This is a genomic window from Lacticaseibacillus zeae subsp. silagei, assembly GCF_030770335.1.
GTDB lineage: Bacteria > Bacillota > Bacilli > Lactobacillales > Lactobacillaceae > Lacticaseibacillus > Lacticaseibacillus zeae.
The window spans coordinates 2607773-2629396 of the sequence record NZ_CP132484.1 but is presented as its reverse complement, the minus strand read 5'-3'; the positions used below and the strand labels follow the sequence as shown (position 1 = coordinate 2629396).

23 protein-coding genes are annotated in these 21624 nt (G+C 49.4%); 16 read left to right on the top strand and 7 right to left on the bottom strand.

Translation table 11 applies throughout. The features are described 5' to 3' along the window. Nucleotides 1–79 precede the first annotated feature (79 nt). From LACZS1_RS12225 to LACZS1_RS12195, 7 genes are all read left to right on the top strand, one after another. Entirely contained in the window at nucleotides 80–574 is a 495-nt protein-coding gene (locus LACZS1_RS12225) for a PTS sugar transporter subunit IIA (protein WP_070651539.1), read from the top strand. Nucleotides 575–578: 4 nt separating this feature from the next. Then, nucleotides 579–1358, top strand: a complete 780-nt coding sequence (locus LACZS1_RS12220; RefSeq protein ID WP_306402868.1) for a TatD family hydrolase — start codon at nucleotides 579–581, stop codon at nucleotides 1356–1358. Continuing rightward, the gene (gene rnmV / locus LACZS1_RS12215; protein WP_070651492.1) at nucleotides 1355–1924 is read left to right on the top strand and encodes a ribonuclease M5; all 570 of its coding nucleotides are present in this window, start codon (nucleotides 1355–1357) and stop codon (nucleotides 1922–1924) included. Before LACZS1_RS12220 ends, rnmV begins: the two co-directional genes overlap by 4 nt. Further along, nucleotides 1911–2807 (top strand): 16S rRNA (adenine(1518)-N(6)/adenine(1519)-N(6))-dimethyltransferase RsmA, encoded by an 897-nt coding sequence (gene rsmA, locus LACZS1_RS12210; RefSeq protein ID WP_070651494.1) that lies wholly within the window; start codon nucleotides 1911–1913, stop codon nucleotides 2805–2807. Before rnmV ends, rsmA begins: the two co-directional genes overlap by 14 nt. A 108-nt stretch (nucleotides 2808–2915) precedes the next feature. Further along, nucleotides 2916–3167: a Veg family protein gene (locus LACZS1_RS12205; RefSeq protein WP_010490958.1), complete on the top strand. Its 252-nt coding sequence runs from the start codon at nucleotides 2916–2918 to the stop codon at nucleotides 3165–3167. Nucleotides 3168–3399: 232 nt separating this feature from the next. After that, nucleotides 3400–4278, top strand: a complete 879-nt coding sequence (ispE, locus tag LACZS1_RS12200) for a 4-(cytidine 5'-diphospho)-2-C-methyl-D-erythritol kinase (RefSeq protein WP_047107122.1) — start codon at nucleotides 3400–3402, stop codon at nucleotides 4276–4278. Between the two features lie 51 nt (nucleotides 4279–4329). Further along, on the top strand, nucleotides 4330–5208 hold the full coding sequence (locus LACZS1_RS12195; RefSeq protein WP_070651496.1) for a cation diffusion facilitator family transporter: 879 nt from the start codon (nucleotides 4330–4332) through the stop codon (nucleotides 5206–5208). Between the two features lie 99 nt (nucleotides 5209–5307). Here the strand turns inward: LACZS1_RS12195 and LACZS1_RS12190 are convergent, their stop codons facing one another. Continuing rightward, on the bottom strand, nucleotides 5308–6069 hold the full coding sequence (locus tag LACZS1_RS12190; protein ID WP_070651498.1) for an ABC transporter permease: 762 nt from the start codon (nucleotides 6067–6069) through the stop codon (nucleotides 5308–5310). After that, nucleotides 6066–6716, bottom strand: a complete 651-nt coding sequence (locus LACZS1_RS12185) for an ABC transporter ATP-binding protein (protein WP_010490962.1) — start codon at nucleotides 6714–6716, stop codon at nucleotides 6066–6068. The genes LACZS1_RS12190 and LACZS1_RS12185 overlap by 4 nt, the downstream gene beginning before the upstream one ends. A 220-nt stretch (nucleotides 6717–6936) precedes the next feature. On the opposite strand from LACZS1_RS12185, the gene purR reads away from it, so the two are divergent. The 4 genes from purR to LACZS1_RS12165 all read left to right on the top strand — a co-directional run bounded on the left by purR (nucleotide 6937) and on the right by LACZS1_RS12165 (nucleotide 11966). Continuing rightward, nucleotides 6937–7785 carry a pur operon repressor gene (purR, locus tag LACZS1_RS12180; RefSeq protein ID WP_010490963.1) on the top strand — a complete coding sequence of 283 codons (849 nt, stop codon included), beginning with the start codon at nucleotides 6937–6939 and terminating at the stop codon, nucleotides 7783–7785. Next, complete coding sequence (locus LACZS1_RS12175; RefSeq protein ID WP_306402867.1) at nucleotides 7782–8954, top strand: VanZ family protein; 1173 nt, start codon at nucleotides 7782–7784, stop codon at nucleotides 8952–8954. Before purR ends, LACZS1_RS12175 begins: the two co-directional genes overlap by 4 nt. 551 nt (nucleotides 8955–9505) lie before the next feature. Beyond that, on the top strand, nucleotides 9506–10894 hold the full coding sequence (glmU, locus tag LACZS1_RS12170) for a bifunctional UDP-N-acetylglucosamine diphosphorylase/glucosamine-1-phosphate N-acetyltransferase GlmU (RefSeq protein WP_070651501.1): 1389 nt from the start codon (nucleotides 9506–9508) through the stop codon (nucleotides 10892–10894). A 97-nt stretch (nucleotides 10895–10991) separates the two neighbouring features. Further along, nucleotides 10992–11966: a ribose-phosphate diphosphokinase gene (locus LACZS1_RS12165; RefSeq protein ID WP_003567718.1), complete on the top strand. Its 975-nt coding sequence runs from the start codon at nucleotides 10992–10994 to the stop codon at nucleotides 11964–11966. Between the two features lie 174 nt (nucleotides 11967–12140). On the opposite strand, the gene LACZS1_RS12160 is transcribed toward LACZS1_RS12165, so the two are convergent. Next, nucleotides 12141–13331 carry a hypothetical protein gene (locus LACZS1_RS12160; protein ID WP_070651503.1) on the bottom strand — a complete coding sequence of 397 codons (1191 nt, stop codon included), beginning with the start codon at nucleotides 13329–13331 and terminating at the stop codon, nucleotides 12141–12143. Nucleotides 13332–13580: 249 nt separating this feature from the next. Here LACZS1_RS12160 and LACZS1_RS12155 point away from each other — a divergent pair, with 249 nt between their 5' ends. The 4 genes from LACZS1_RS12155 to LACZS1_RS12140 all read left to right on the top strand — a co-directional run bounded on the left by LACZS1_RS12155 (nucleotide 13581) and on the right by LACZS1_RS12140 (nucleotide 17093). Beyond that, nucleotides 13581–14930 (top strand): M20 family metallopeptidase, encoded by a 1350-nt coding sequence (locus LACZS1_RS12155; protein ID WP_070651505.1) that lies wholly within the window; start codon nucleotides 13581–13583, stop codon nucleotides 14928–14930. A 45-nt stretch (nucleotides 14931–14975) separates the two neighbouring features. Beyond that, complete coding sequence (locus tag LACZS1_RS12150) at nucleotides 14976–16154, top strand: metal-dependent hydrolase family protein (RefSeq protein WP_083311605.1); 1179 nt, start codon at nucleotides 14976–14978, stop codon at nucleotides 16152–16154. A gap of 98 nt (nucleotides 16155–16252) precedes the next feature. Then, nucleotides 16253–16582, top strand: a complete 330-nt coding sequence (locus LACZS1_RS12145) for an ASCH domain-containing protein (RefSeq protein WP_047107134.1) — start codon at nucleotides 16253–16255, stop codon at nucleotides 16580–16582. 85 nt (nucleotides 16583–16667) lie between these two features. Then, the gene (locus tag LACZS1_RS12140) at nucleotides 16668–17093 is read left to right on the top strand and encodes a hypothetical protein (protein ID WP_070651509.1); all 426 of its coding nucleotides are present in this window, start codon (nucleotides 16668–16670) and stop codon (nucleotides 17091–17093) included. Between the two features lie 112 nt (nucleotides 17094–17205). On the opposite strand, the gene mscL is transcribed toward LACZS1_RS12140, so the two are convergent. Both mscL and LACZS1_RS12130 read right to left on the bottom strand, forming a co-directional pair. Further along, nucleotides 17206–17586, bottom strand: coding sequence for a large-conductance mechanosensitive channel protein MscL (gene mscL / locus LACZS1_RS12135; RefSeq protein WP_070651511.1), 381 nt, complete (start codon nucleotides 17584–17586; stop codon nucleotides 17206–17208). A 91-nt stretch (nucleotides 17587–17677) separates the two neighbouring features. Then, nucleotides 17678–18727: a YdcF family protein gene (locus LACZS1_RS12130; RefSeq protein WP_070651513.1), complete on the bottom strand. Its 1050-nt coding sequence runs from the start codon at nucleotides 18725–18727 to the stop codon at nucleotides 17678–17680. Between the two features lie 71 nt (nucleotides 18728–18798). On the opposite strand from LACZS1_RS12130, the gene LACZS1_RS12125 reads away from it, so the two are divergent. After that, complete coding sequence (locus LACZS1_RS12125; RefSeq protein ID WP_010490975.1) at nucleotides 18799–19251, top strand: NUDIX hydrolase; 453 nt, start codon at nucleotides 18799–18801, stop codon at nucleotides 19249–19251. A gap of 11 nt (nucleotides 19252–19262) precedes the next feature. Here LACZS1_RS12125 and LACZS1_RS12120 read toward each other — a convergent pair whose 3' ends face one another. Both LACZS1_RS12120 and LACZS1_RS12115 read right to left on the bottom strand, forming a co-directional pair. Further along, on the bottom strand, nucleotides 19263–20615 hold the full coding sequence (locus tag LACZS1_RS12120; RefSeq protein WP_070651515.1) for an HD domain-containing protein: 1353 nt from the start codon (nucleotides 20613–20615) through the stop codon (nucleotides 19263–19265). 128 nt (nucleotides 20616–20743) lie between these two features. Next, a complete protein-coding gene (locus tag LACZS1_RS12115) occupies nucleotides 20744–21568 on the bottom strand; it encodes a lipoate--protein ligase family protein (protein ID WP_070651517.1) in 825 nt (274 codons plus the stop codon). Nucleotides 21569–21624: the final 56 nt, after the last annotated feature.

Here is a 21624-nt window from a genome sequence, read left to right as displayed (position 1 = left end):
GTGGAACCGATCATGAGGTGCGGCAAGCGGCGTGCTATACTCTAACCATATCGAGTTTATGAAAAGATAGGTGAAAGGCTTGGCTGAATTTAGCACAACCCCGTTGGTTTATTTTTTAAACACGCCGACGCAAGAAGATTTTTTTAATGTCATCAGTCACGAGCTCGTGGCCCAAAAGGTGATGCTGCCAGCAGGCAAAGCGGCGCTGATCGCCCGGGAGCAGACGTTTCCATCCGGCATGCAGCTGAATCAGATTGCCGATCGGCTGCCTAACATTGCGATTCCGCATCTGGAAGGCGATTTAGTGCAGCAAGAGCGATTGGTCGTGGCTCATTTTGAAATTCCTATTGCGTTTAAAGATCTGGCAGACGTTAGCCGCATACTGCCGGTTGAGTGGGCCTTTATGTTGATGAATCCCGTCGCTAAGGAGCAGCCAATGCGCATCGCCCAGTTGATTCGCGCGTTGACCCAGTCACCGGTGGCACAGTTGCAACACTTGTTTGCCGCTAAGAAGCCGAGTCAGGTGATCCGTTTGTTGCCGCCATTAATGGCAGAAGCAGAAAGAAAGCAGTGATTGCATGGATATTTTTGATTCACATACCCACTTAAATGACACGCCATATCGCGGCAAGGAAGCCGACTATATTGAAGCGGCGCGGCAGCTAGGCGTGAAAAAGATGGAGATTGTCGGCTCCGACACAGCGTTAAATGCCGGCGCTTTGAAGTTAGCCCATGAGTATCCCAATTTATACGCCATTGTCGGTTGGCATCCCGAGTCGAGTCAAGATTACGATGAGGCGAAAGAAGCGCTGCTGCTAAAGCAGTTGGCGGATCCTAAAGTGGTGGCGTTAGGGGAAATCGGACTAGATTATCACTGGGACACCTCCCCGCGCGAGATTCAACGCCGCGTGTTTCGCCGTCAGCTAGAATTGGCTCGTTCCCTGCACATGCCGGTGTCGATTCATAGCCGCGATGCGTTTGAAGATACTTATGCGATTTTGAAAACAGCGCATGTCGACCAATTTGGCGCGATCATGCATAGCTTCACCGGTGACGCGGAATGGGCGCACCGCTTTTTGGACTTGGGATTGTATATTTCTTACTCCGGCATTGTCAGCTTCAAGAACGCGCCGGAAGAGCATGCCAGTGCCAAAATCATTCCCAGTGACCGCTTATTGGTAGAAACCGATGCGCCATACTTGACGCCGACACCGTACCGCGGCCGGCAGAATCAACCGGGCTACACGCGGTATGTGGTTGAAGCTTTGGCAAAATTACGTGGCACCACCCCAGATGTGATTGCCCAACAGACTTGGGACAATGCCCACCGAATTTTCAGATTAAAGGAAGACGCATGACAACCATTAAACAAATTGTGGTCGTAGAAGGCCGCGATGATACGAAAAGATTAAAGGAAACTTTTGGCGATATTGATACCATTGAAACCCGCGGGAGTGCGATTGATGACGCCACTTTGGTGCGCATTCGGCAGGCTCAGGCTAAACGCGGGGTGATTGTCCTTACCGATCCGGATTTTCCGGGTGAGAAGATTCGCAAAACGATTTCCCGGGCCGTTCCCGGCGTGACCCATGCTTTCCTGCCGCGGGCGGAAGGCATCCCGGCACATAAAGGGTCGCTGGGCATCGAACATGCAACGCCGGCAGCATTGCGGGCAGCGCTTCAGCATTTATTTACCGAAGTACCGGATGCACCGCAAGTCATCAGCCAGCATGACTTACTAGCCGCGCATTTGATCGGTGGCGCAGGTTCGCGGCACCGTCGTGAGCAGTTGGGCGAGTTGTTGCACATCGGCTATACAAATGGCAAACAGCTATTACGCCGCTTGACGGAGTTTCGTATCAGTCGGGCTGCCTTTTTTGCTGCGCTGGATCAAGTGAATGGAGGCCAGGATGACCATGCATGAAAAAGTCGCACAACCAGCAGTGACCAATGCCATTTTAAAGCGCCACGGGTTTCGCATGCGCAAAGGCTTAGGCCAGAACTTTCTGACCGATCCGCATATTTTGCAAAAGATTGTCGCGGCCGCCGATTTGTCGCCACAGGATGATGTGATCGAGATCGGCCCAGGGATCGGCGCCTTGACCCAGTTTCTTGCCGACAGCGCCCATCAGGTGGTGGCGTTGGAAATTGACGAGCGCCTGCTGCCGATTTTGGCCGAAACGCTGGCCGATTATCCTAATACCGCCGTGGTGAATGAAGATGTTTTGAAAACTGATTTGAGCGCATTGGTGGCTGAACATTTTGACGGGAAGCATACCCTGAAGGTGGTTGCCAATTTACCGTATTACATCACGACACCTATTTTACTGCACCTGCTGCGGGCACGGTTGCCGCTGCACAGCATGACCGTGATGATGCAAAAAGAAGTAGCAGCGCGGCTGAGTGCGACGCCAGGGTCAAAAGATTACGGCAGCTTGAGCATTGCCGTGCAGCTGGTGGCAGATGTGGCGACGGCGTTCACGGTCAGCCGTCATGCCTTTGTCCCGGCCCCTAACGTCGATTCGGCGATTGTGACGTTGACCCAACGATCCGAGCCATTGGCAGCCGTCACGAACCCGGACAGTTTCGAGCGCTTGGTACGCGGCGCCTTTGCGTCCCGCCGGAAAACGCTTTGGAACAACCTTGTTGCCTTATTTGGCAAGGAAAACAAGCCGGCGATTCGCACAGCGCTGGCAGCTGCAAATATTGCGCCGGAAACGCGGGCCGAACAGTTGGAAATTGTCGACTTTGCACGGCTGGATACGGTGTTGCGAGGAGAAGGGCTCGGCGTGCGCGCTGACGCCTGACGCGCCGCATTTGCTAGCGTCTATTATTGCTTGCGATTAATAAGAGTGCGTGGTATAATTGCAAATTTCTTGCTTTCGTGATAGAATGATACTTAAGAGGTGAAGTGCATGCCAATCACACTAGCAAGCATCAAACGGAAGCTCGATGGGAAAATCGGTGAGAACTTAACGGTCGTTGCACAAGCTGGACGCAAAAAAGTGACGCGGCGGCGGGGGACCTTGAAGGAAACCTATCCGGCTATTTTTGTGGTCGATCTTGACCAAAGTGAGAATGCGTTCGAGCGTGTCTCTTACAGTTACGCAGATCTTTTGACCAAGTCAATCAAGATCACTTTCGAAGGCGAAGAGAAAGCGTCATAATTTCAGATAGTAACCGACGATTAAATCGTTTATTTCGGGAGGCCGCGATGCAAACTGCATCGCGGCCTTTTGTTTGGTGTTAACTTCTAACGGCGTTTTTACAATCTGGCAATGAAAATCACAACGCAAAACAGTATACTAAAAATAACTATACGGTGGATGCATGCAACGGCGCTTGTAGCTAGACTTTGGTAGCTATAAAGGTATGCATCACCAAAGACTGGTGGTTAGCATGGAACTAATCGAAAAAGCACCCGCCAAGATTAATCTCAGTTTGGATGCCTTGTATCGCCATGCTGACGGCGAACATGAGTGGCAGATGGTGATGACATCAGTCGACTTGGCTGATTATGTGACGATTCAGCCGAGCCGCACGATCAAGGTTTCTACGGACAGCGGCTTTTTACCGGAGGATCCGCGCAATCTGGCGTATAAAGCGGCACTGGCGTTACAACGTCATGCCAATATCCGCCAAGGTGCGCGGATTCATATCGAAAAACATATTCCGGTTGCGGCTGGACTGGGTGGCGGATCGAGTGATGCGGCAGCTGTGTTGCGCGGTCTGAATTCACTTTGGGAGTTAGGCTATAGTCGTTCGCAATTGGCACGTATCGGGTTGAGCGTCGATAGCGATGTCCCGTACTGTGTTTATTCAGAGACGTCGCTGGTTACGGGACGCGGGGATGTTGTGACGCCATTGGGAAGTCTGCCCAACTTTTGGGTCGTGTTAGCCAAGCCACGCGTATCAGTGTCAACCCCAACTATCCTCAATGCCATTGACTATCAAGCCGGACTTGAACATCCGGACACGCAGCGTGTTGTGGCTGGGATTCAGAATCATGATTTTAATCAAATGATCAGCGGTATGGGGAATACTCTGGAGAAGATTACGGCTAGTCGGTACCCCGAGATGACGGCGCTTAAACATCGGTTAGAGAAGTATGGTGCCGAGATTGCCCAGATGTCCGGCAGCGGCCCGACCGTGTTTGGCCTTTGCCAGAAGCATTCGCGGGCGATGCGCGTTTACAACAGCATGAAAGGCTTCTGCCGCGAGGTTTATTTGTTGCGGCCGTTTTGTCTGCCCGCAAATGGTCGTGGGCTTAGGGGTTGATTTTTAGGGATCACTAAACCATGATGGATGAAGAAATGAGGCATTGACGATATGGAACAGGTTCAGCCAAACAAGGCGTTTTTTTGGGGCATTCTGCTTAATCTGATTTATATTATTGCTGAAATTGCTTTTGGGATCGGGATCGGCTCGGTTGCGTTGGTCGCGGATGCGATTCACAATATGAGCGATGTTTTAGGCTTAGGGTTGGCGTGGTTTGCCGAGTGGCTGTCGAATCGCCATCCGACGGTACAGCGTACATACGGTTACAAAAGTTCATCGATTCTGGCCGCTTTGGCAAATGCCGCCTTTTTGTTAGTCGCAATGGGCGCGATCATTGTCGAAGCGATTACCCGGCTGTCGCAAAATGCACCGGTTGAAGGCGGCTGGATGATGCTGGTTGCCGGTGTGGGGATTTTGGTCAACGGCGCAACCGCAGGACTTTTCCACAGTGGCTCGCAGCACGATTTGAATATTCGCGGTGCGTTCATGCACATGGCAGCTGATGCCGGCGTTTCGCTAGGTGTTGTGTTAGCCGGGGGTTTGATTATGCTGACAGGCTGGGAATGGCTTGATCCGGTCATGTCGATTCTGGTTGCCATTGTGGTGTTGATTGGCACTTGGAACCTGTTGCGGGATGCGGTCAACCTGGCCATGGCGGCTGTTCCCAAGGAAATCGATCCGATTGCCGTCAAGACACTGGTCGATGCGTACCCGACCGTTGCTTCGTGTCACGACCTGCACATCTGGGCACTTAGCACAACCGATGTGGCGCTGACGGTCCATGTGGTTCGGACGACACCGGAAGGCAACGACGCCTTTCTGGACGCCTTGAGCCTGTCGTTGCGGGAGAGCTTTGACATCGCGCACACGACCATTCAAGTCGAATACGGTCCGTACTTGCCGGATAACAAGATGGAAAATCCTTACTGAGAGCTCAGCATTTTGGAATTAAAAAAGTTGCTGCAGAAGTAATTTGACTTTACTTCTACAGCAACTTTTTACGCTGATTCTACGCGAACTAGCTGATGACTATCGTAACTGCTTTTGCTCATTATAAAAGCGCGAATAACTGCGATAAACGGCAATGAAGCTGCCGAGGCTTGTGGCACCCAGTAACATGAAGGTGACCATGATCTGGTACATGATGGCTTTTGTTGGATCAATGCCGGCAAAGATCAGACCGGACATCATGCCGGGTAAGCTGACGAGTCCGACTGTTTTTGCCGAGTCGATGGTAGGCGCCATTCCGGTTTTGATCGCATTGACGATGAGCTTTTGACTGGCCTGTTTGAGGGTGGCGCCTAAAGCCAGGCGTTCAAGGACTTGCGGGCGCAAATCCGTGAATTCGGTGTTCAGACTGCGATATGCCAAGCCGGTTGCCACCATGACATTACTGGCAATCATGCCGCTAATCGGCACGATCTGGGCGGGAATGAAGCGGATGGCGCGGACGGAGACTAGCATGATCAGCGTGAGCCCGGTTGCGGTGGTGACGGCGAGCAAGCTGGTGACAAAGGCCTCGGGAATAGTGCCTGCACGCTTTTTGGCGTTCCACGCGGCGTTGAAAATAATGATGGCAACCATAGCTAACGTTAACCAAACCGTGTTGACTTTAATAATATAGGTCAAAACAAAGCCGACAACGGTTAGCTGGATGACGGCGCGCACGACACCAACGATTAAGTCTTTGGTCATCCCCAACTCTTCTTTTAAGTTGATCGTTAACGCAATGACCACCAGGATAAGCGCCAGTAGCAGTGCCAGAGGTGATACAATTAACTGACTATTCATGCGGTCGGCACCTCCTCAAATTGGCCGTCTACCAGCGTCATGAGGTTCTTTGCCATGTGCAGTTCGCCTTCGTCATGGGTCACGCTAACGAGGGTGATCCCCTTTTTGTTTTGGCGGTCCAACAGGTCGTGAATCACGGCTTTTGTGTCCGGATCCAATCCGGTCGTGACTTCATCCAGCAGCAGAACTTTAGGCGGAAAGAACAGATGGCGCAATAAGGCAACGCGCTGACGTTCACCGCCGGACAGGTTTTGCGTCGGTGCGTCAAGCATGGTTTTAGCCAGATCGACGCTTTCCAGGGCGGCTTCAGCCTGTTCACGTGGCATCTCGGTGTTACGAATCGCAAACGGAAAACGCAGATCGTCGGCAACGGTGGCGCCAAACAAGGCAGGTTGCTGGGCGCAATAAGATACTTCCCGTCGATACAGAATTGGATCGTAATCAGACTGAGGCTTGCCATTATACAAAATCGTGCCGCTTGTCGGCGTCAGTAACGTGGCAAGCAGGCGCAGCAAGGTACTTTTACCCGACCCGGAGTGCCCGGCAATGGTAAGATCAATCCCCCAAGGAATGTCTAGATTGATATCATTCAGGATAGCCGTTTTTGTCGGCGCAAAAGTCATGTGGTGTAATTCAAAAGCATTCATACTTTTCCCTACCCTTCTTTGTAACCATTCTAATATAGAATTGGGTGGGAGGCCACTGATACGACTCGTGAGGCGGCAGGGGTAAAAATGAACAAATGCGAACGTTCGGTGAGAAAATCGAGTTAAAGGGTCGAAATTTTCGGCAAAAGCATTTATACTGGGTAAGATTATCACGGAATGTTAGCATAAGGCTAAATATTCGGAGTTAGGAGCGGAATAAATGAAAGTAAGACGCAGTGATCGCTTGATCGATATGACCCGGTACTTGTTAGAACGGCCGCATACGCTGATACCGCTGACTTTTTTTTCTAAACGGTATGAAAGTGCCAAATCCTCGATTAGTGAAGATCTGGCAATTGTAAGACGGACCTTTGCGCAACGGCAAACCGGGATTCTTGAAACGGTTCCGGGAGCGGCAGGCGGTGTGCGGTACATCCCGATTATGGGGGAAGATGAGGCAGAGAAGTTTATTGCTGCTATGGCTAAGCGGCTGTCGGAAACCGATCGCCTTTTGCCAGGTGGCTATGTTTATCTTTCGGACTTGCTCGGGACGCCAAGTGTGTTGCGGCAAATTGGCCGGTTGATTGCCACTCAATATCGCGATGCTAAGGTCGACGCGGTGATGACCGTTGCCACCAAAGGCATTCCCATCGCCCAAAGTGTCAGCCAGTATCTGAATGTGCCGTTCGTCATCGTACGGCGCGATTCCAAGATTACTGAAGGCTCGACAGTCTCGGTCAACTATGTCTCCGGATCATCGGCGCGGATCGAGAAAATGGAGCTGAGCAAGCGTAGTCTTCCGGCAAATTCGCGGGTACTGATTGTCGACGACTTCATGAAAGGCGGTGGCACGGTCAATGGCATGAAGGCGTTGATTGACGAATTCAATGCTGAAATGGTTGGCATTACTGTCTTTGCGGAAGGCAAGTTTGATGGCGATCGGATGGTCAATGAATATACATCACTGATTCGGGTTGATAAGGTCGACACCAAGGCAAACACCCTTCATGCCACTGCCGGGAACTTTCTTAGTCAGAATCAGCAGCTGCTTGAGGTGAGCCATCAATGAGTGCTTACCTCGGGCCGGTTAAAACGGCACTGGTCACGTTTCCGTTTTTAGCATTGGTGCTTGCGCTACCGTTTCTGGTGATTGTTTATCGGCGCTACGGTGCGTTTAGCTGGTGGCGGGCGATTGTGATCTATTCGTTCATATTTTACCTGCTATCGGCTTATTTCCTGATTATCTTACCGCTCCCGTCGCGCGAGGCAGTTGCGCAGTTTACCGGGCCAAAATATAATCTGACCCCGTTGATGGCGTTACGCTACTTTATTCACACGACGGTCTTTTCCCCGACCAACCCGTACACGTGGTTGGCGGCGTTGAAACAATCCGCGTTTATCCAACCCTTCTTTAACGTCGTTTTGACGATCCCATTTGGCTTTTACCTGCGCTATTATTTCAAGCGCAGTGTACCGCAGATCATCATGATGAGTTTTGGCTTGAGTCTTTTCTTTGAACTGACTCAATTGTCAGGGCTATATGGCATCTATGTGCGGCCGTATCGACTGTTTGATGTGGACGATTTGATTCTTAACACCACCGGCGGCTTGATCGGCGGCGTTTTGGCCCCGATTCTCATGCGGGCGTTACCGTCTCGGGATACGATTGATGCCAAAAGCCAGGTGCGCGGCGTTCGAGTGACATTGATGCGCCGCCTGGTGGCTTTTTTCATTGATTTTATGATATTAAGCACCATCGTTGGCTTGATGATCAGGTTCTTATTCCATTTGCTGGGGCTAGCGCAGTTACCGGATTTCTTGAGCGAAATGGTGTTGCCACTGCTTTTTGTTTTCGTTATCTGGCCTGCCTTTAATGACGGGCAGACCCTCGGCAAGAGCCTGGTTCGGATTAAAATTGTTCGCACAGATGGCCGCCCAGTTGGTTTTTGGCGGCTACTGTTGCGGGAAGGCTTGCTATATGGTGTGGCCTATTCAAGTTTAATTGGGTTCAGCAACTTTCTCATCGAGTATTTTGGAGAGGGACAGCGAACCGAAATCAATCTTGCTGCGCTGGGATTTTTCGGCATTTTGGCAATATTGTTTATTCTCAACTTCATTTGGGAAACGATCACTCGGCATTATCGGTTCTTCTATGATGCTTGGGCGGATACGACCCAGATTAGTACGTTAAAAGTGTCGGATGATGTTAAGCAACGTGCGGCTGAGAATGAGCAGTAAGGGTAGTTTTTTAGACAGATTCGTCGTGAGGCGGGTCTGTTTTTGTTTGGGCTTTGAGGGTGTGGAAGGGGGGCAGTTGCAAAACAGTGTTCACTGGGTTTGGGTAACCTTGCAGAAACATTACGTTAAAGGTTACTCGCGTTCTCTGCGGCTCTCTCAAACGCGTTCGCAGGCGCAGAAGTCTGCGTGTAAGGACCTCAGGCGCAATGGTCAAGCCCAGGCCTGAGTTTTCCGATACAAAACGCGCTCGCAGTCGCAGAAATCTCCACATAAGTGGCCTCAAGCCTAAATGGCTGGTCTTTGGCCATTTAGGCTTGAGGCCACTTATGCTCCGATTTCTAAGCGCTCCTGCTCGCGCTCTCCCCCAAACGCGCTCACCGGCGCAGAAGTCTGCGTATAAGGACCTTGGGCGCGATTGCCTAAGCCCGGGCCATCACGCCCAAGGCCACTTATACTCCGACTTCTAACCGCGCCGGTTCACGCTCTACATGTTGTCTCCCTTGCCGCGCTGGTCTATTATGAAATAAGACAATTAGGAATGGAGCTTTAGCATGTCAAAGAAATTCACCATCATTCTTGCGGCCGGTAAAGGGACGCGGATGAAGTCGAAGTATTATAAAGTTTTACAGCCGGTTTGTGGTAAGAGCATGGTTGAACATGTGGTGAGTCAGGTTGAGGCGATTCATCCGGACGCCATTGTGACGATCGTGGGCCACGGTGCCGAAGCAGTTGAAAAAACGCTTGGTGACCGGACTAAATTCGTTTTACAAGAAGAGCAACTTGGTACTGGCCATGCGGTTTTGCAGGCTGAGCCTTTGCTAGGGCAAAAAGACGGTGCCACACTGATTATCAGTGGGGACACGCCATTGTTTACCGCGAAGACGTTAAATGATTTATTTGCCTATCATGAAGCCAAAGGGGCTAAGGCCACTATTTTGACGGCCAATGCTCCTGATCCGACGGGTTATGGCCGGATTATTCGCGACGCTGACGGCAATGTCATCAAGAACGTCGAGCAAAAAGACGCCACCCCGGAAGAGGCGCTTATTTCCGAAATCAACACAGGCGTTTACGTTTTTGATAATCAGGCGCTGTTTAAGGCTTTGCATCAGGTCAAGAACGACAATGCCCAAGGCGAATATTATCTGCCGGACGTCCTCGGTATTTTGCGTGAAGCCGGTGAAAAGGTGGCCGCTTATCAAATGCCGGATTACACCGAATCGTTAGGCGTTAATGATCGCGTTGCATTGGCCAAAGCGACACGCATCATGCAACAACGGATCAACGAACAGCATATGCGCAATGGGGTTACCTTAATCGATCCGGCAACCACCTACATTGACACGGATGTGCAAATTGGTGCCGACACGGTCATTGAACCCGGCGTCTATCTCAAAGGTAAAACCGTCATCGGCGAAGATTGCCACATTGGTACGCATTCCGAGCTCGTCGATGCCACTTTGGAAAATAATGTGACCGTCACGAGTTCGACGATCGAACATGCCATCATGCGTGCCCACAGTGACATCGGCCCTAACTCGCATTTGCGGCCAGATGCCGATATCGGCGAATATGTTCACCTAGGCAATTTTGTGGAAATCAAGAAAGCCAAAATCGGGGCGCGCACTAAGGTCGGCCATCTCACGTATGTCGGCAACGCAACGCTCGGTACTGACATTAACGTGGGATGCGGCGTGGTATTTGTCAACTATGACGGCGTGAAAAAGTGGGAAAGTACCATCGGCGATCATGCGTTCATCGGTTCTAACTCGAATATTGTTGCCCCGGTTGAAGTGGCAGACCACAGCTTTATCGCGGCTGGATCCACCATTACCAAAGACGTACCGTTTCACGCTATGGCCATCGCCCGTGCCCGGCAAACGACCAAAGCGGATTACTGGAAACGCTTGCCGGTCGCGAACGATCCAGATTGGAATTAGGTTATAATTCGTCTCATGTGCTTGCTTTTTTTCGTCAATCCGCTAAGCTTTTTGTGGAACAATTTTTCGCAGCCTATAATATTTCGTGGAGGAACATATGTCTGAGCAATACGGTGACCCGAGATTAAAGATTTTTGCCTTGAATTCGAACAAGCCGTTAGCAGAAAAAATTGCTGCTGAGGTTGGTGTCAAGCTGGGGAAGTCCTCAGTGAAACGTTTTAGCGATGGTGAGATTCAGATCAACATCGAAGAAAGTATTCGTGGGGATGATGTTTATCTGATCCAGTCGACATCCAGCCCAGTGAATGATAACTTGATGGAATTGCTGATTATGATTGATGCGTTGCGGCGGGCATCTGCCCACACCATCAATGTCGTGATGCCTTATTACGGTTACGCGCGGCAGGATCGCAAAGCCCGTTCACGTGAACCGATTACGGCAAAACTGGTAGCCAACATGCTTGAACGCGCGGGCGCAACCCGTGTGCTGGCACTTGACTTGCACGCTGCCCAAATTCAAGGCTTCTTCGATATTCCGGTGGATCACCTTGTGGGCGCGCCTTTGTTGGCTGACTACTTCTTGCGTAATCATTATGACGGTGCCGACACCGTTGTGGTTTCACCTGATCATGGCGGGGTGACGCGCGCTCGCAAGCTAGCAGAATTCCTTAAAGCACCTATCGCCATTATCGACAAGCGGCGTCCGCGGCCAAACGTTGCCGAGGTTATGAACATTGTCGGTAATGTAACCGGGAAGCAATGCATCATCATCGACGATATGATCGATACTGCCGGTACCATCACGCTGGCGGCTCAAGCCTTAAAAGATGCCGGTGCAACTGAAGTTCTGGTTGCTGCAACCCACGCCATTTTCTCTGGCCCGGCGGTTGAACGCTTGACCCACTCGGCCATTGAAAAGGTCGTTGTCACTGACTCAATCAATTTGCCAGCTGACAAGCACATGGACAAACTCGACGTTGTTTCCGTGGGACCGTTGATGGGCCGCGCCATCATGCGGATTCAGGAGAACCGTTCCGTTACGCCGTTGTTTGAGAATCGGTTTACGAAATAGTCTAAAAGATTTGATGCTTGTCGAGGCATCCGTTTCGACAAGCGGGATATTCAGTAAAATAAGCATTTTAAAAGTGGTCGGCACAACCTTAATTTTGGTTGTGTCGGCCACTTTTGCTATCTTCAGCTAAAGTCGTCGTTTATATATGTGTCATCAATCTTCAAAGTGCCGGCGTTAAAGCAACTTTAGGAAGATCGTCGCGATAATGACGGATGCGACCGAGACCGTGGCGAATCCGCCAACTAACATCTTTGGCATCATTTGTTGTGTTAAGTATTCTTCCTCATCTTCAGTAGTGGCAACCGCGCTGGCCACTTCGGAAGTCAAGATATAATCGGCAGGAAACCCGAACAGCGCCGTCAACGAGCATGAAAAGGCCATCTGCCACGACATACCGAATGGCTTAGCCAATACTCGGGATGCTAAGAACATGCCTAGAACGCCTAAGACAATGAGCACTGCGATTTGCAGCACAATGCTGGCCAGAACAGCGGGGGTGGTTGCGCTGAGTTGACCGAAGACATAAGCAAGCAGGCCGTACATCAGCCAATTAAAGACGCCCGCTTTATTTAACGCATTATCTTCCAGAAAACCGATTTGGTGGGCAATGACGCCAAAGATCAGGCAAACCACATTTGAATTAATGACATTGTGGGTTAAAGTGCCAAAGCCCATCGCCAGTAAGCCGACAAGGGCAACCCGCGCCATGATGAAAGCACTGGTTTGATATGGGGTAGGTAGTTTCATCATTTTCGGACGGTTATCCCCTTTTTCTTCAGCACCGCGGCGCATTTTGGGAATGGATGGATCCAGCTTGCTACCGTTAGCGCGGAATTGCTTAAGGAGTCGGTGACTTTCCTGCTTCAACAGCACGGAGGTTAAAGGATAACCAACGACCGAATGGATGACGAACATCGCAACCGGTAAGGCGACCAACGTTGTCAAGCCTTGAGCCTTCAAGCCACTGGACATAAGTAAAGCAGAAACGAGTCCGCCGGTTAACGGTGGTACCGCAGCGACAACGGTTTTCCAGTTAAAAATAAGTGTTCCCAATGTTAACGTCAGCAGTAAAGTTCCGCAAACACCGAGCAACGCAATGCAAACGGCCTTCCATTGGGCAAGAAGCTCGCGCAGATTCATCAGTGTTCCGAGATGAACCAACAAGAGTGCGATGCAGATGGTGATGAATCCCGAGCCAAAAGAAGCCGTTGCCACAACATTTTTAGGTAAAACGGTCCAAAAACCGATGACGAACAGAACCGCAGTGATGAAGACAGATGGAATGAAGGCTCTAGTGGCGGCGGCAACCCACTCGCCAACTGTCATAAAGACCATGACAACTGTAAACGCAATTAAGAAATTCATAAGCATCCTCCATTCGATTTATAGATTATAAAAAGATTATAATATGGGGAATACTTTAACCTTAATTGTGCTGATGTCAATAACTTCTTGTGTGTGGCTCTCATTTTTGCATAAACAAAAACGCCGACACACTGCTTTATTTGCCGATATTCAACTTTTTTAAATGTGATTAAAATTATAAAACGATGTTGACGTCTTTATGAATGAGAACTATATTGAAAATTAATAACATCATAAGGAGGCGGCTTGATGAACGAACAAAAATCGATCGAAGAATTTGCGTTAGCTTATTTGCCATCGTTGGAGGACTATTTACGCATTCCAACGATTTCAGCCCAAAACAAAGGCATCCGCAAAACAGTCGATTGGGTGAAACAGGTATTTAAAGATTTAAATGCCGACACGGTTGAGGAGTGGACTGACCAAGGTGGCAATCCAGTCGTCTTTGCGGAACTAAAGGGGAACTCTAACCAAACAGTCCTGTTTTATAATCACTATGATGTTCAGCCGCCAGAACCCTTGGCAGAATGGCGAACCGAACCGTTTGAGCCGACTGTCGTGGACGGAAAACTCATTGCGCGCGGTGTGGCGGATGATAAAGGCGAGTTGATGTATCGACTGACAGCACTGCGTTGGCTGAAAGATCATGGTGGTTTTCCGGTGAACATTAAGTTTTTCATCGAGGGTGGCGAAGAAGTCGGCAGTCCGCACGTTGGGGATTATGTCAAGGCTCATCGCGACCGGTTGACGGCGGATGCGTGCATCTGGGAAACCGGCGGCAAGAACGAAGCTGATCATTTTCAGGTTATTGCTGGTCTGAAAGGGATTGTTTCGTTTGATCTGCATGTCAAAACGGCTGATGCTGACATTCATTCTTCACTGGCTGCCTATATTGACAACGCTGCTTGGCGCTTGGTTCGTGCCTTGTCATCGTTAACGGATGACAAGCACCGCGTCCTCGTCGATGGCTTTTACGACGGCATCGAGCCGTTGGACGAAGCGTCGGAGAATGCGATTGCCGACATGGATTTTGATGGTGACAAGATTAAAAAAACATATGGCCTCAAACGACCGTTTACAAGTGATGATCCCAAACGCGCTGTTGTCACGGCACCAACCATTACAATTAATGGCCTTTCCGCCGGCTATGAAGGTGAAGGGGTTAAAACAATTATCCCGAAGGAAGCTAAGGCTAAGCTTGATTGTCGGTTATTGCCAGGACAGGATCCCAAGGAAATTGCCCAGCTCATCCAGGCGCAGTTGGATAAAAACGGCTTTTCCGATGTGCAGTTACACTATAATCTTGGCGAGGATGCGTTCCACTCCGATCTCAATGACACGCATTTGCAACTGGCAAAAAGTGTCGCCGAGCAGGTATACGGTGCCGGCAAAGTCCGCTTCGTCCCAATGATGCCTGGCGGTGGTCCGGCTAAATTTTTTGTTGATGCGTTGCATTTACCGGTTATTTTAATTGGGGTGAATTACGCCGGATCGGGACCACATGCGCCTAACGAGAATATTCGGTTACATGATTATCAGCAAGGCGTGGCTTACTTAATTCAACTTTTACGGGCGTATGCACAGCCAAAGGCACAATAGTCCAGGTACGCTGGACAATCAGAATTAACGAATGGAGGTTTTATGATGGCAACAACTTTTACAAATTGTTCCTTATTTACTGGCACTTCAGAAAAAATTCTTAAAGATGCCTGGTTCACGGTTGATGACACTGGTAAAGTTGCTGAAGTAGGGAGTGGACAGGCTCCTTCGACAAACAAAACGGTAGATCTCGGTGGTCAATACGTGACGCCCGGACTAACTAATGTCCATACACATATCACCATGGATCCTTTAACCGGCGATGGCGGTACCAGTCGCGGTGTCGTAGCTTCAACAGTTGGTGCTGTTGATCATTTACATCAGCTATTAAAGTCCGGTGTTACTTATGTTCGTGAATGTGGCAGTAGCTTTGACATCGACATTGCGCTAAAGGCATTGAAAGACCAGGGTCAACTAAAACAGGTACCGCAAATCATGCCATCTGGTAAATTTTTTTCAATGACAGGTGGTCATGGCGACATGCCAAATGCAGCCTATGTTGTTGATTCGCCGGATGAGATGCGCAAGGCGGTTCGGACCGCATTGAAAAAAGGTGCTAAGGCCATTAAGGTGATTGCAACCGGCGGGGTTATGACCCCTAACGACTTTATGGATGATCCGCAGCTGAGTGTGGCAGAAATGCATGTTGCGGTTGAAGAGGCGCATCATAAAGGTCAGATTGTTGCGGCGCATGCTGAAGGCAATCCCGGCATTATGAATGCCATTCAGGCCGGGGTTGATTCAGTTGAACATGGTTTTTATGTAAATGATGAAGAAATCGATCTCATGTTAAAGCAAGGCACATACTTAACCCCAACGCTTGTGGCCGACTGGGCAATTCCAACATTTGCCAAGGGTAAGATTCCGGATTGGGAAGTTAAAAAAGCTGCAGATGCGTTAGATGACCTGTACAAGAACATCATGCATGCCTTTCATCGTGGGGTACCGTTGACATTAGGCACCGATGCCGGCACGCCATTCAATGACTTCACCATGGCGCCGGTTGAACTGCAATTAATGGTTGAGCAAGGTATGACACCGTTTGAAGCCTTTTCGACGTCGGTTAATGGCACCAAGTTGATGGGCGTTGACGACCAATATGGTACGCTTGAAAAGGGGAAGTTCGCGGACTTCTTGGTCTTGGAAAACGATCCAATGGCCGATGTGAAGGCTTTCCAACAAAAAGATAAGCAGGTTTATCAAGGTGGTAAGCGGCAGTATTAATTGTAAGCCGTTAAGTGAACACTATTGTCTGAATTCAAAAGGTGGGCGTACGCGTAATGGCGTGCGACCATTTTTTAAAATGAAGGAGCACTGGGGATATGAAAATGGGGCTCACGCATGAACAATTTGAGCTGGTACGAGAAGGTAGTAAAACTATCGAAATCAGATTGAATGACCAAAAACGCCAACAGTTACGGGTGGGCGACCCGATTGTATTTGAAGATTTGACGACACAACAGCGATTAAGCAAACAGGTTGCTAAACTTGAAAAATTCGCCAGTTTCGTGCAGTTGTATGATCATTATCAAGGAATCGTCGTAGGCAGCGCCCCAACTGACTCGGTGGCTAAGATGGTTAGCGATACTTACCGGATTTATTCGAAACAGCAGGAAGCCGAACATGGTGTTTTAGCGATCCACTTGGAATAAGCAGCATGATGATGTCTTTTGGCGTATGCTAATAGCAAAAATATGGACCTGTGCAGCCTTGATGTCAGAGATAGGATTGTTGCCTATGCAAAAACGGATCAGATTATTTGCGGCATATGCCTTATTAACGCTATTTTTCCACTTGAAAAAGACGAGTGGACTTAATTTCGGATTGACACTCGGCGACGTTTATTTATTAGTAAGCTGGTTAGGCGCGGTTCCGAATTTTCTCGATAAAATCGAACGTAATGCGCAACGATTGGCGGCGACTGGCCGATCGACCAAAGATTACGTCGCAGAAATGAAAAAGGACATGAATGTCTATCAGAATTTCATTTACAGTACCACGCCTGTCATGGCATCAATACTAGAAAGCGGCGGTATGGATCGTGTCGGTGCAGTCATCGTTAGATTTGCTTTTCAGTTATTTCTGGTTTTGACTGCCCCGGTGATTTGGATCGGAGTGCTGCTCATCAAATGGTTTAAGTACGTTTGGCAGCGACTCAATTGAGACACTTTTTGCAGAATAATAGTGAAGATCAAAAAACCGATTCAAGTGAGCTTTTTTGTAACTCACCTGAACCGGTTTTTGTTTTACTAACGAATGCTCATATGATCAGCCGTTAATCTTTAGTCTTAGCATCCTGGTCTTTCAAGAGATCACGAATTTCTTCAAGCAATTCGGTTTGTGTCGGGCCAACTGGTTTTACCGGCTTGGCCGGGAGGAAGCGATTGACGCTGCGCACGATTAAGAAGACGACAAACGCAATGATCAAAAAGTTGATCACATCGTTCAGAAAATTGCCGTATGTAAACTTGGCACCTAATAGCGTGAACGACAAACCGCTCAAATCGGTTTTGCCGGCAAACATGGACAGAATCGGGTTAATCAGATTCTTTGTCAAAGACTTGACTAAGCCGGTAAAAGCACTCCCGATGATAACCCCGACAGCAAGATCCAAGACGTTACCGCGCATGATGAATTTCTGGAATTCTTTTAACATCGCTCACACTCCTCATGGTTTGAAACATGTTACGGTCAAGTTCAGTATATCGAAATGACCCGCCTTTCTGCACGTGAATGGCTCGCAGTGGTTACCATGCCCTCAGTAGCTGAGCAAGGGCCATGATCACAATAATGCCAAACGCAATGGCATGCCGCCGTTTGTACAGCACAACCAAGGCGAGATATTCGCGGATGACTGCGTTAGGCAGAAAATAAAAGGAGGTGTTACCGCCAACACCATTGGCATCAATGCCCGCCATGCGCGCGTAAATACCGGCACGGAAAAGGTGATAGTTGTTGGTAAAGAAGCTAGCTTTATACGGCGCTTCGCCGACTTCCTGCGTAATCAGGCGTTTGGAGAAGGTCATATTTTCCAGCGTCGTCGTTGACTTGTCTTCTAACAAGGTATCTTTTTCAGGGATGCCTTTTCCTAAAGCATAGCGCTGCATGGCCAGTGCTTCGGAGATTGTCTCATCGCCACCTTTGCCGCCGGAAAAAATAATCCGCGGCGCCGGGCGGCCTTTTTTAATCTGCTTATGATAAAACTTGATGGCTGTGTCGATGCGGCTGGCGAGCAATGGCGAAACCTGGTCACCATGCAGCAGGCCAGCGCCCAACACAATGAGAAATGTGCGATTGTGCGGCTGGGGACGCAGATTGTACAGGACTAGTACTGTCAGGAAGTTATAAAGTGTCAATAAGACATACAGGCCGCCGAAGCTGAAGAAAACAGCTAAAGTGATGTAGATCGGCTCTGGAATAAAACGGCGCCCGAATGAAGCGGCGATTTCCAGCAAAAGTAATCCGATGGCGATGTAAAGCGTTAGCATGTTGCTCAATGAATGGCCTTCACGCCGCCAAACCAAGATGGCGTTCCACAACAGCCAGAACAAGTGTAAGGTGAATATGAGAATAACGATCAACACTGTGATGATAAAGAGGGTACCCGTAACCGAAATCAACAGTAAATTGCTGGATCCTAAAATAGCTAAGGCGAGCGCGAATAGAAAGGCAACAGCAAACAGATTGAACAGCCAGCCATTAATCAGGCGGCGCGGCTCAACCGTAAAGCTGATGGCGAAGATGATTCCCAGCACGATGGGGATTGAAAAAACAAATAATGTTTCCTGAACAGTCATCGAAAGGACTCCTTGTGTAGAGGTTAGAAATTGATTAGGGTATAATGTGATCAAGAGCGGAGGGATGCCATATGATTGATCCAGTGTTTGGTCGAAAAGATCCTAAGTTAGATTATCACACCCGAATTGGCGCGTATGGCGTGATTCCGGACCACAGCGGTGCACGATTGCTGATTTTACAAGCCCCGAACCATGCGTTGTTTTTACCTGGTGGCGGGGTTGAAAAAGGCGAAACGCCTGAAGCAACTTTGGCGCGCGAGTTGCTTGAGGAATTTGGTGCAACGGTTCACGTGACTAAAGAACTGGGCAAGTCGTCGGAATATTTTTATTCCCACCATCGGCAAACTGCGTATTATCATCCGGCAACCTTTTTTGCCTGTGATGAGCTGGCATTTGTCCAAGACCCCTTGGAAACGTTCAATACGTTGATGCTGATGCCCATCGATCTGGCACTGGCGGAACTCAAGCGCCCCACGCATCGCTGGGCCGTTGCCAAGTGGTTGGCACAACAGCCCAAACGCTGAAGGCGAAAAGACTAGTCGTGCAAGTGGGGGTCAATAACGCCGCCATTTAGTAGGTAACGTTGAAATTTTTCATAAATCGATGAAAAGAGATTGCTGTCTTCAGTGGCAAGCATTTCTTTTGGAAAATAGAATCGTTTATCACCGGTAGCCCGACCACTAAGCGCCGCCACCAACGGGGATAAAGTCGACAACTCCTCGAGGGTGCCGTCTTTTTGCATGATTTCGATTTGGGTTTTGGGATTGGCAGAGGCAGGATCGTATTGATCGTATGGTAAATCGAAGCTGTCATTTTCCGCCGTGTAGTATTGGGCATCAAAGCCGGCTTCTGTCACTAGGTGGCGCAGTTTCGGCAGCAGTTCAGCCGTTTGATCGGTGAAGGTGACTGACTTAAGCGGCCGCCGGTTCAGAAAGCGATCGGCAAAGTCGCTTAAAATGCTGTCTGGATAATCAAGCCAGTAAGTGAAATAGGTATTGAGCACGCCGTCATCCAACTTGAGGTAATCGCTTAAGGTAAATGACTGTTCAAAGAATGGCACTAATAATCGTGGCGAAAAACCCGGTTCGAACTGGCCAGACTCATAAAGAAACTTGGCGCGTTTCAGCAAGTGGGACAAGATAACTTCCATCCCGCGCGATACCGGGTGGAAATAGACTTGCTGATACATTTGAAAGCGACTGACAACATAGTCTTCAACCGCATGCATCCCATTAGCTTCGTAAGCAATTCCGTCTGAATAAGGCCGCATGACCCGCAAAATGCGAGATAAATCGAACAAACCATATTTAGTTCCGGTATAGTAAGCATCATGCAACAGATAATCCATCCGGTCGGCATCGATTTGACTGGAAATCATCTGGACGACTTGCGGATTCGGATAAGTATGGTTGATGACCGAAGCCACGCGCTCTGGAAAATCGGAACTAACACTGCGCAAAATACGGTTGACGTTGGTATGCGGATCCGTAAGAATGGCGCGGGTAATGGCTTCGTGATCAGTATTGAAGATATGCTCAAAAGTGTGGGAATAGGCGCCGTGGCCGATATCATGCAACAACGCGGCACACAGAACCACTGGGCGTTCTTGATCATCCCAAAGACCGTCTCCCGGAATTTTGCTAGGGTAATTCGTGACAAAATTGTCGCACATTTCCCGAGCAATCTCATAAACCCCTAACGAATGCGCAAACCGAGTATGCTCGGCACCTTGAAACACATAGTCCGAAACGCCTAGCTGCTTAATCCGGCGCAGACGCTGAAACTCCGGCGTATTGATTAGGTCAAGAATCACGCGATGCTGCACGTGAATATAATTATGAACCGGATCGCGAAAGACTTTTTCACGCGGTAATTTTTCAAATTGCATGGTATTCCCCCATTTTCCTTAAATGAGCGTGAGCCGGCGCGGTTAGAAGTCGGAGTGTAAGTGGCCTTGGGCGTGATGACCCGGGTTTAGGCCATTGCGACCAAGGTACTTCTGCGCCGGGGAGCGCGTTATGATAAATGACGATTGCGATTGCGCAGATCCGCAGTGGCCGCAGCGAGTGCCTTGTGGTAGGCAGGATCACGTAAAATCGCCGGCATTGAGTTCATATCGGCAGCAATGCCATTAGCAGCCAAAGCATTTAACAGTGCTAAAATGGCTTCGTTGCGGGTCAGCGGACGACCCAGCAAATCGCTGAGCGTGGTCATGGTTTCAGAACGAATAATTGGAAACTTGAAGTGCGGACTGGCGCTGGCATGTCCTGCCCGATAGAAGCGGCGTAATAAGTCGCATCGGGCGTTTTGATCACCGAAGATGCTGCAATACAGCATGACCACCACACCGGCATGATTGCGCCGCTGAGCCATGCCGGCGAATTTTCGCCCGTGAACACTGAGGTCGTATTTGCCAGGACAATAAGAATGAAAAATTTCGCTAGTGGCAATGGGCAGGCTCGGAAACGCCGTTCGAAAAAGGGCGGTCATCATATCGTAGGCAGTATCGATGGAGAGATTGTCTTCATTAGGTAAAAAAAGCGAGACATTCAAGACGCCGCTGTCAGCAATCACTGCCAAGCCGCCGGAATTACGAACAAAGACGCCGTAATGATCGCTGGCCAGAACCGGCAAGGCATGTCCGAATTGCGGTAATTTTAAATCCTGCATCCCAAGAATCACGGTCTGTTCTGCCGTCCAAAAGTGCAACATTAACGGTGGGTGCAACTCAGGATGTGCTAACAGGGCGTTGGTATGGGCAAAGCTGAGCGGAGCTTCTTCTTTGGTGAAATCCTGTTGGAAAATGGCGGCTTGTTGTCCAGCCAGCGACGTCAGGTCCATCGTGCGCCCTCTTTCTTAATAGTAGATTACTTATATTATAGCGAAGGTGGCAGGGC